At 65.0% G+C, this 9,512-nt stretch carries 8 protein-coding genes; 5 read left to right on the top strand and 3 right to left on the bottom strand.

What is annotated here, in order from left to right; translation table 11 throughout:
- Positions 1-126: 126 nt before the first annotated feature.
- Together ACXJMY_RS26115 and ACXJMY_RS26110 are read left to right on the top strand one after the other, a co-directional pair.
- Positions 127-1,677, top strand: coding sequence for an ABC transporter substrate-binding protein (locus ACXJMY_RS26115; RefSeq protein ID WP_456622216.1), 1,551 nt, complete (start codon positions 127-129; stop codon positions 1,675-1,677).
- A gap of 4 nt (positions 1,678-1,681) precedes the next feature.
- Entirely contained in the window at positions 1,682-3,226 is a 1,545-nt protein-coding gene (locus ACXJMY_RS26110; RefSeq protein WP_456622215.1) for a GMC family oxidoreductase, read from the top strand.
- Between the two features lie 29 nt (positions 3,227-3,255).
- Here the strand turns inward: ACXJMY_RS26110 and ACXJMY_RS26105 are convergent, their stop codons facing one another.
- Positions 3,256-4,206, bottom strand: a complete 951-nt coding sequence (locus tag ACXJMY_RS26105; RefSeq protein WP_456622214.1) for a LysR family transcriptional regulator — start codon at positions 4,204-4,206, stop codon at positions 3,256-3,258.
- Between the two features lie 195 nt (positions 4,207-4,401).
- Here ACXJMY_RS26105 and ACXJMY_RS26100 point away from each other — a divergent pair, with 195 nt between their 5' ends.
- Positions 4,402-5,145, top strand: coding sequence for an SDR family NAD(P)-dependent oxidoreductase (locus ACXJMY_RS26100; RefSeq protein WP_456622213.1), 744 nt, complete (start codon positions 4,402-4,404; stop codon positions 5,143-5,145).
- A 15-nt stretch (positions 5,146-5,160) separates the two neighbouring features.
- Positions 5,161-6,066, top strand: coding sequence for an alpha/beta fold hydrolase (locus ACXJMY_RS26095; RefSeq protein WP_456622212.1), 906 nt, complete (start codon positions 5,161-5,163; stop codon positions 6,064-6,066).
- Between the two features lie 17 nt (positions 6,067-6,083).
- Here the strand turns inward: ACXJMY_RS26095 and chrA are convergent, their stop codons facing one another.
- Positions 6,084-7,472 (bottom strand): chromate efflux transporter, encoded by a 1,389-nt coding sequence (gene chrA / locus ACXJMY_RS26090; protein WP_456622211.1) that lies wholly within the window; start codon positions 7,470-7,472, stop codon positions 6,084-6,086.
- On the bottom strand, positions 7,472-8,290 hold the full coding sequence (locus ACXJMY_RS26085; RefSeq protein ID WP_456622210.1) for a chromate resistance protein ChrB domain-containing protein: 819 nt from the start codon (positions 8,288-8,290) through the stop codon (positions 7,472-7,474). Before ACXJMY_RS26085 ends, chrA begins: the two co-directional genes overlap by 1 nt.
- A 194-nt stretch (positions 8,291-8,484) precedes the next feature.
- On the opposite strand from ACXJMY_RS26085, the gene dmeF reads away from it, so the two are divergent.
- Positions 8,485-9,441 (top strand): CDF family Co(II)/Ni(II) efflux transporter DmeF, encoded by a 957-nt coding sequence (gene dmeF, locus ACXJMY_RS26080; RefSeq protein ID WP_456622209.1) that lies wholly within the window; start codon positions 8,485-8,487, stop codon positions 9,439-9,441.
- Positions 9,442-9,512 lie beyond the last annotated feature (71 nt).

Raw genomic sequence — 9,512 nt, 5'->3', positions numbered from 1 at the left:
GACATTCCGCCTCCCGCAAACGCTTGGCTGATAGTCGTGAGCGCATAAGTATCTGCGTTGATCGGGCACGAACATTGCTTTTTCTTCGACTGCAAACGAACTCTCAAGAAGCAGCAAAAGGCACCAATGTTCAAACCAAAGGCTTTCATTCCGGCGCTGCTTGGGCTCGCGATCGTCGCGGCGCCGGCGCATGCGGCGGGCAATCTCGTCGCGGTGCTCGAGGCGGAAATCGTCACGCTCGATCCGCATTTTTCCACGGCCTATATTTCGCGCACGTTCGGCTACATGGTGTTCGACACTTTGTTCGCGAAGGATTCCAAGGGCGAGATCAAGCCGCAGATGGTGCAGGACTGGAAGGTCTCGGCCGATGGCCTGACCTACAGCTTTACGCTGCGCGACGGCTTGAAGTGGCATGACGGCCAGCCGGTCACGGCGGCCGATTGCGTGGCCTCGCTGCGCCGCTGGGGCACCCGCAGCGCGCTCGGCCGCCGCATCTTCGCCATCACGGCCTCGCTCGAGCCGACGGATGCGAAAACGTTCGTGCTGACGCTGAAGGAGCCGTCCGGCCTCGTCATCGATGCGCTGGGCAATCCCGTCAGCCCCGTCGCCTTCATGATGCCCGAGCGCATTGCCAGGACGCCCGGCGACCAGCGCATCACCGAGATCGTCGGCTCCGGCCCGTTCGTCTACAGCAAGGACGATCACCGCACCGGCGACCGCATGGTCCTGAAGAAATTCGCCGATTATGTGCCTCGCACCGAGCCGGCCGACTTCCTCGCCGGCGGCAAGCGCGTCAACATCGACACGCTCGAAATCCGCGTCATTCCCGATGGCTCGACCGCCGCCTCGGCGTTGCAGAGCGGCGAAGTCGACTTCATGCAATACGCACCGTTCGACCTGCTGCCGAGCCTTGAAAAGAATTCTCGCGTAAAACTCGTCAATTTCACCGGCGGCAACATGTTTGCGGGCGCTTATCGCCTCAACGCCGCATCGAAGCCGTTCGACGATCCCGCCATCAGGCGCGTATTGTGGAAGCTGGTCGATCAGCGCGAAGTGCTGGACGCGCTCGGCCTGGGGGCGAAATACGCGACGCCGTGCGCGACTTACTTCACATGCGGCACCACCTATGAGAGCAAGGCCGGCACCGAGGCGGCGGCCAATCCGTCGATCGAGGCGGCGCGTGCCGCGCTGAAGGCGACGAAATATGCCGGCGAACCGGTCGTCGTCATGCAGGCCAACGATCTCGAAGCCCCGCGCGTCTCGGCGCAGGTGCTGGCCGAGCGGCTGAAGCTTGCCGGGTTCAACGTCGATCTCCAGGTGATGGACTGGGCCTCCGTGCTGGCGCGCCGCGCCAAGAAGGAGGGCTGGAGCGTGTATGGCGTTCACGCCGGCGGCTACGATCTGGGCTCGCCGCTGACCAACGTCATGGTCGCCTTCAATTGCGCCGACTTCACCGGCTGGCAGTGCGACGCGCGCATCACGCCTTTGATGGAAGCCTTCGCCAAGGCGCCCGCCGAAGACGATCGCAAGAAGATCGCCGCCGAGATCCAGACCGTGATGTACGATCAGGCGCCGGCGATTCCGTGGGGCCAGTTCGCCCAGCCGGCCGCCTATCGCGCCATTTGGCGTAATCTGATCCCGTCCGCCATCCCGGTGTTCTGGAACGTTGAGAAGTAACGCGATGTACGATGTCATTGTTGTCGGCGGCGGCTCGGCCGGCGCCGCGGTTGCGGCAAGGCTCTCCGAGGATCCCGCAAGGCGCGTCCTGCTGCTCGAGGCGGGGCTCGACTGGCGCGCCGACGAGGCGCCCTGGGAGGTGATGACGCCGAATCCCATTCCGATCATCCACAAGCGCGAGTTCCAGGAGAAATGGCAGTGGCCCGATCTGCTGACGCGGCGGGTGGCGGGCCAGGAGCCGCGCTTCTACTGGCGCGGCAAGGGGCTCGGCGGCTCATCGATGATGAACGGCCAGATCGCGATCCGTGGCGTTGCCGACGCGTTCGACGAATGGGCGGCCAATGGCTGCACCGGCTGGTCGGCCAGGGACGTGATGCCGTTGTTCTCGGTGATCGAGGATGATCTGGAATTCGGCGGCGTCGAGGGCCACGGACGCGGTGGACCGCTGCCGGTCTATCGCGCGCCGCCCGAAAAATGGGGCCCGATCGATCGCGGCTTGCGCGATGCGGCGCTGGCGAGCGGCTACCCGTGGTGCGCCGACCTCAACGGTCCGGACGGCGAGGGCGTCGCCTGCTACCCGATCAACAGCCGCGACAGCCGCCGCATCACCACCAATGAGGGCTATCTGGAGCCCGCGCGCGGCCGCGCCAATCTGGAGATCCGTGGGCATGCGCTGGTCGACCGTGTGCTGATCAGCGACGGCCGTGCGACCGGCCTCCGCGTCCATGTCGAGGGGCAGGGCATCAGCGAGATCAGCGCACGCCAGATCGTGCTCTGCGCCGGCGCCATCCACAGTCCGGCGATCCTGCTGCGCTCGGGCATTGGGCCCGCCGACGAGCTGAAGGCGATGGGGATCGCGGTCGCGCAGGACCTGCCGGTCGGCCGGCACTTCTTCGACCATCCGCTGTTTCGCGCCACCATCCAGCTCCGCGAGGATCTCCGGCCGACCGATCAAGACACCCGCCACACCAATTGCTGCGTGACCTATTCCTCGGGCCTCGCCGACGGCGGCAAGCGCGACATGATCCTGATCGCCTTCAACCACCGCGGCATCGGCGTGCCCGGGGCGATCGGCGCCGGGCTGTTCAACGCCTACTCTCGTGGAACGCTTAAATTGGCCTCGATCGACCCCGCGATCGATCCAATCGTCGAGGAGAACATGCTGGCCGATCCGCGCGACATGCTGCGCATGATGGATGCGGTGAAGCGATTGGCCGTCATCACCTCCCAGCCGGCGCTTTCCGGCATCGCCGACTGGATCCGGCTGACCGACACCGATCTGACGCTGCCGCAAGCAGCGGCGCTGCCGGATCACGAGCTCGATGCGCTGCTGCGCCGTGAAACCGGCGACATCCAGCACGCCGCCGGCAGCTGCCGCATGACTGGCTTCAAGGCGGCCGATGGCGTGGTCAATCCCGACGGCACGGTGAAGGGCATCGCCGGCTTGCGCGTCGCCGACGCCTCGATCATGCCGTCCGACTGCCGGGCCAACACCCACTTCACGACAGTGGTGATCGGCGAGGCGATCGCGCGGATGATGATGCGATAGCCGTCGCGCGGGTAGCAGCCGACCATTGCTCACCCGCGCCGATCGAGATCGACCTTTGCTAGGGGACTTATCCCGCTTTCTGCTTCGCCCTCGACGGATGGCACAAGGTTCGCGGCGAGAAAGTCCACGAAAGCTCTGAGCTTGGGAGCGAGTTGCCGGCTCGACGGCCACAGGACCCGTAGCGGTCCCGAACGATCGGTGTAATCGTCGAGCACGGGGACGAGCAGACCTTCGCGAAGCTGGCGGTTGATGGCGAAGTCCGGCAGGTAAGCGATGCCCATGCCCTGTTCCGCCATATAGATGAGCGGCTCAAGCGTACTCGCCACGACCGTTTTTGGCAGCTCGCTCTCGATGTCGGCATGCTCTCCCCGCAGCGGCCATCGCTCGAACCTTCGGCTGGTCGGAAACATGTGGCGCAGACAGGCATGAGCCTTGAGGTCGTCGGGGGTCTGAGGAACGCCTTTGGCCGCCAGATAGGCCGGCGATGCCACCAGGCGTCGGCGATACATGACCAAAGCCCGGGACATCAAGCGCGTGTCGCCGGCGTCGGCGAAGCGCACGACGGCGTCGAAGCCTTCCTCGATCACATCGACGACCCGATCGCTGAAATCGAGATCCAATGTTATGTCCGGATATGCCCGCATGAACGCGACCAGAGTGGGCATCATCAGCATGCCGGCCAATGGCAGGGCGACACGCAGCGTGCCGCGCGGAGTTTCGTGCGTCTGCGACAGCTCAAGCTCGGCCGCTTCAATCTCAGCAAAGATGCGACGGCAACGCTCCAGAAACCGGGCACCTTCCGCGGTGAGCGTGATGCTGCGCGTGCTGCGATGGAGAAGGCGCACGCCGAGCCGTTCCTCCATCCGCGCTACCGCCTTGCCGATCGCTGACGACGACACGCCAAGCTGCCGTCCTGCGACCGTGAAATTTCGGGCTTCCGCCGCCCGTACGAAGGCATTGAGCGACCCCAGACTGTCCATAGGCGAGCCTCCATTTCGGACATTATAGTCCGATATGTTTGGAATTGCGGCCCAATTTTCAAAACGTTCAGGTGCGCTCATCTTCGGCCCAACGCCGCGGTCTCTTTCTGCTCACTCAAGAGATGGAGACGACGGGCGGTCCAGGGCGGAGGGAGCCACCTCTGCTCAAAATCTTGCTTTTTCAAGGAGATAGTCATGTCATCGTCAGTCGTATTGATCACGGGGGCCCTCACTGGCATCGGCCGCGCTGCAGCAGTCGCGTTCGCAAAAGCAGGCCATCGCGTCGTTGTTTCCGGCAGAAAGCCGGATGCCGGGGAGGCCTTGGTCCGCGAACTCCGTGCGTCCGGTGCCGAAGCCGAGTTCGTCCAGGCCGACGTGCGCAAGGAAGACGATGTCCGTCGCCTTGTCGACCGCACGGTCAAGCGCTTCGGGCGTCTCGACGTCGCGGTGAACAATGCCGGCACCGAAGGCAAACCGGGCCCGATTACGGACCAGACCGCGGAAAGCTACGCCGCGACGTTCGACACCAATGTTCTCGGCGTGCTGCTGAGCATGAAGCACGAAGCCCGCGTCATGAAGGGACAGGGCAGCGGCAACATCATCAACATCTCCTCGACCTACGGGCATGAGGGCGCGGCTGGAGCGTCCATCTATGTCGGCAGCAAGCACGCCGTCGAAGGCATCACCAAGTCGGTGGCGCTCGAACTCGCGAAGTCGGGCGTCCGTGTGAACGCCGTGGCTCCCGGTCCGACCGACACCGGCATGTTGACCCGCTTCACCGGCACGCCCGAGAACAAGGCGGCTCTGGTGACGACCGTGCCGATGGCCCGCCTCGGCCTCTCGGAGGAGCTTGCCAATGCGATCGTCTTCATCGCGTCGGAAGGCGCCTCATACATCACCGGCCATGTCCTCCAAGTCGATGGCGGCAAGAGCCACTGACTGTCGGGGCTTTCCATGACCCAACACAATCACCAGACCGCTCCCACGCGGTTCATCGAGGCCAACGGCACCCGCTTCGCCTATCGCCGCTTCGGCAGGGCAGGTGGCGTGCCGCTGGTCCTCAACCAGCATTTCCGCGGGACCATGGATCATTGGGACCCGGCCGTCACCGACGGTCTGGCCGGGAACCGCGAGGTGATCCTCTTCAACAATGCGGGCGTCTCGAGCAGTTCAGGCCGGGTCCCGACGAGCTTTCAGGAAATGGGTGCAAATGCGATCGCCTTCATCAAGGCTCTCGGGCTTACCAAGGTCGACGTGCTCGGCTTTTCCATCGGCGGCATGGTCGCCCAGGAAATTGCAATCCAGGCTCCCGATCTCGTTCGCCGGCTCATTCTTGTCGGGACCGGGCCGCGTGGGGCTGACATGGCAACGAGCAGATCAGCAGAGATATTCGCCGCCACCTACGACTCGCCGGAGTATCTCTGGCTCGCCGTTCACTTCTCGCCGTCCCCGTCGAGCCAGGCCGCAGGCCTCGCCTTTCTGGAACGCAAGCTTTCCCGCGACGATCGCGATCCCGAGGTGAGCGGAGAAGCTGCATCCGCACAGCGCGAAGCCATCGGCAAATACATCGCGCCGGCTGAGATCGACCGTCTGAAAAATATCCGTCAGCCGACGCTGATCGTGCAGGGCAGTGACGATGTCATCATACCTACGGTGAACTCTTACATCCTGCAACAAAACCTGCCGAATGCGCAGCTGATCCTTTATCCRGATGCAAATCACGGGTCGTTCTACCAGTACCCGGAACTCTTCGTGTCGCAAGCCGACCAGTTCCTCAGATCGTCACTGCAAGGCGACGATGCGAACCTGCAACCCGCCGAGCGGCTGCCATTCCCCTCCATCGTCTCGGGAGGAATTTAGCTGGCTGGGACACGGAGCTAGATCACCCCCGCCAGCCGCAGCGCCACGCCCGCCGCGCAACTGCCGGCCAGCACCGTCAGCATGCCGAGCTTGAAGCGGAAGATCGCGGTGGCGGCCGCGATCGACAGCAAGAGCGCTGGGACATCGACGCTGGTCAGCACCGGCCTGTCGAACGCGAACGGAAAAGCGTGCACCGGCGCGGTCTCGCGGAACAGCGTGTGCAGCGCGAACCAGATCGAGAGGTTGAGGATCACGCCGACGACGGCGGCCGTAATCGCGCTGAGCGCGCCGGCAAGGCCGATGTTGCCGCGCAGCCGCTCGATATAGGGCGCTCCGACGAAAATCCAGAGGAAGCATGGCGTGAAGGTCACCCAGGTCGCGAGCAATCCGCCGAGCGTCGCAGCTAACATCGGCGACAGGCCGCTCGGGTCGCGGTAGGCCGCCATGAAGCCCACGAACTGGAGCACCATGATCAACGGGCCCGGCGTGGTCTCGGCCATGCCGAGGCCGTCGAGCATCTCGTGCGGCTTCAGCCAGTGATAATGCTCGACCGCCTGCTGGGCGACGTAGGCCAGCACCGCATAGGCGCCGCCGAAGGTGACCAGCGCCATTTTCGAGAAGAACAGCGCGATCTGGCTGAACACGTTGGCCTCTCCGAACGCCGCGAGCAGCGCGATCACCGGCACCAGCCACAGCGCGAGCCATATCGCGCCGACGCGGACCGCGCGCGCCAGGTCGGGGCGGACGTGATCGGGCACGGCCTCGCCAAGCATGCTGTCGATCGCGGCGCTGCTGCCGCCATGGCCGTGACCGGCCGGCGCGAACTCCGGGCGGCCGCTTCGTGCGCCGGCATAGCCGATCAGGCCGGCCGCGATGATGATGATGGGGAAGGGCACGGCGAAGAAGAAGATCGCGACGAAGGCGATCGCGGCCAGCGCGATCATGATGCGGTTCTTCAGCGCGCGCTTGCCGACACGCACCACGGCTTCGACGACGATGGCGAGCACGGCGGCCTTCAGGCCGAAGAACAGTGCCTCGACGAAGCTGACATTGCCGAAGGCGGCGTAGACGTAGCTCAAGCCCATGATGGCGATGATGCCGGGCAGGATGAAGAGCCCGCCCGCCATCAGACCGCCGGCGGTGCGGTGCATCAGCCAGCCGATATAGGTCGCAAGCTGCTGCGCCTCGGGTCCCGGCAGCAGCATGCAGTAGTTCAGCGCATGCAGGAAACGGCCTTCGGAGATCCAGTTCTTCTCCTCGACCAGGATGCGGTGCATCACCGCGATCTGGCCCGCGGGGCCGCCGAAGCTCAGCACGGCGACCCGGAGCCAGACACGAAATGCCTCGTTGAAGCTGATGCCGTGACCGGCATCAGCTCCGTCCGCCTGAGTGGCGCGGGTATCCATTACGCCTTCACCTTGTTGGTCGGCCAGTTGTGGGTCTCGGTGGTGGCGTCCCGGCACCAGCGATAGAAGGCGTCGTAGAGCAGCATGCCGGCCTCGAGCTGTTCGAGGTCGTCATCATACATCCGCGACAGCCCGAGCGAGGCCGCGAGCAGGCCGGGCGCCTCGGGGGCGAGGTCCGGCCGCGCCGTGTCGGCCCCGCGGACCAGGGTTGCGAGCCGCTGCAGGGGCGGGATGGCGAGGCCGAACTCCTCGACCATGACGTCGAACGTGCAGAGCGGGCCGCGATGGCTCCAGAACACGTTTTCGACATCGAAGGGCGCCGCGTTGAAGCGCTCGCCGACGGCGACCACCTCGGAGGGTGCCACGAACAGGAACACCGCGTTGGGGTCCACGAAGCGGCGGATCAGCCAGGGGCAGGCGATGCGGTCGACCTTGGGCCGCGCGCGCGTTACCCAGACGGTGCGTCCCTTGGCGTCGCGCGGCGGCAGCTTTGTTGCATCGACCAGCGGCAATTTCGCCGCCTTCCAGCCCTCGAAGCCGCCTTCCAGCGCCTCGGCCTGCGCGCCGAGTTGCCTGAGCCAGGCCGCGGTGCCCTGTGCGAGCTTTTCGCCGCGCAGGCAGGAGACGATCGCGGAACGGCCGGCGAATTCGCCGCCCCAGTCCGGAACGTTGTTGTGGCTCAGCTTGATCGAGCCGGGGATCAGCCGCTGGTCGGCGGCAAAATCCTCGTCCGTGCGCACGTCGATCAGGGCAGGGGCGTTCGCCGTGCCGATCAACCGTGCCAGCTTGTCAGATGATATCGTCGCAAAAGAAGACATGATGCGCCCTCGTAAAAGAACAACGGGACGCGATTCTTGGGCTTGTCGCCTCGTGGGGAGATCGCTCAATCCCCATGAGGTCGATTACAACGAAACCGCGCCGGACTGTCAATCGCCTCGTGCCACCGATTTTGCCCACACGCTCCGCAGGTCTATATTGCCGGCCAACGGACCTGACCTTTCGGAGCCCCCCGATGCATTCACATTCCATCGACCAATGGACCCATGACCATGCCTTCCTCGGCGAGAAGCACGAGGAGAACGAGCGGCGCACCTGGTTCGTGGTCATCCTGACCCTGGTCATGATGGTCGGCGAGATCGTGGCCGGCTCACTGTTCGGGTCGATGGCGCTGCTAGCCGACGGCTGGCACATGGGCACGCATGCGGCAGCGCTTGGCATCGCCGCGTTTGCCTACCGCTTCGCCCGCCAGCACCTCGGCAATGCGCATTTCACCTTCGGCACCGGCAAGTTCGGCGACCTCGCCGCCTTTTCCAGCGCGATCATTTTGGGATTGATCGCGGTCGAGATTGCCTATGAGAGCGTGCTGCGGCTGTTCACGCCGGTGCCGATCGTCTACGGCGAGGCGATCGCGGTGGCCGCCCTCGGGCTGTGCGTCAACCTCGCCAGCGCGTGGCTGTTGCGCGGCAGTCACGATCATCACCACCACGGCCATGGGCATGATCATGGGCATGATCACGACGACGATCACGACCATCACCACCATCATCACGACAACAATCTCCGCGCCGCCTATGTCCATGTCATGGCGGATGCCGCGACCTCGGTGCTGGCGATCGCAGCGCTTGCCGTCGCGATGTATTCGGGATGGGTCTGGGCCGACCCGGCCGTCGGGCTGATCGGCAGTGCCGTGATCGCGAGCTGGGCGTTCGGCCTGATCAAGAGTTCAGGCGCGGTGCTGCTCGACGTGCGCGCCGATGAGAAGCTGGAGCGGGTCATTCGCGCCCGCATGGAGGTGGGCGACGACCGCGTCACCGATCTGCACCTCTGGCAGGTGGGGCCCGGGCATTGCGCCGTGCTGGTCTCGGTGGTGTCGGACCAGCCGAAGCAACCGGCGGTCTACAAGAAGCGCCTCGCGGGCCTGAAGGGGCTCAGCCACGTCACGGTCGAGGTCGAGACCTGTCCGCATTGAGATCGTCCGCGGGAATTCCGCGGACCGGCCGGGGTTGATCCCCGGTCTTCGTCGCGCACGGCTGTCACAAA

Source organism: Bradyrhizobium sp. P5_C12, from assembly GCF_054049735.1.
This window is presented reverse-complemented; position numbering and strand designations above follow the sequence as displayed.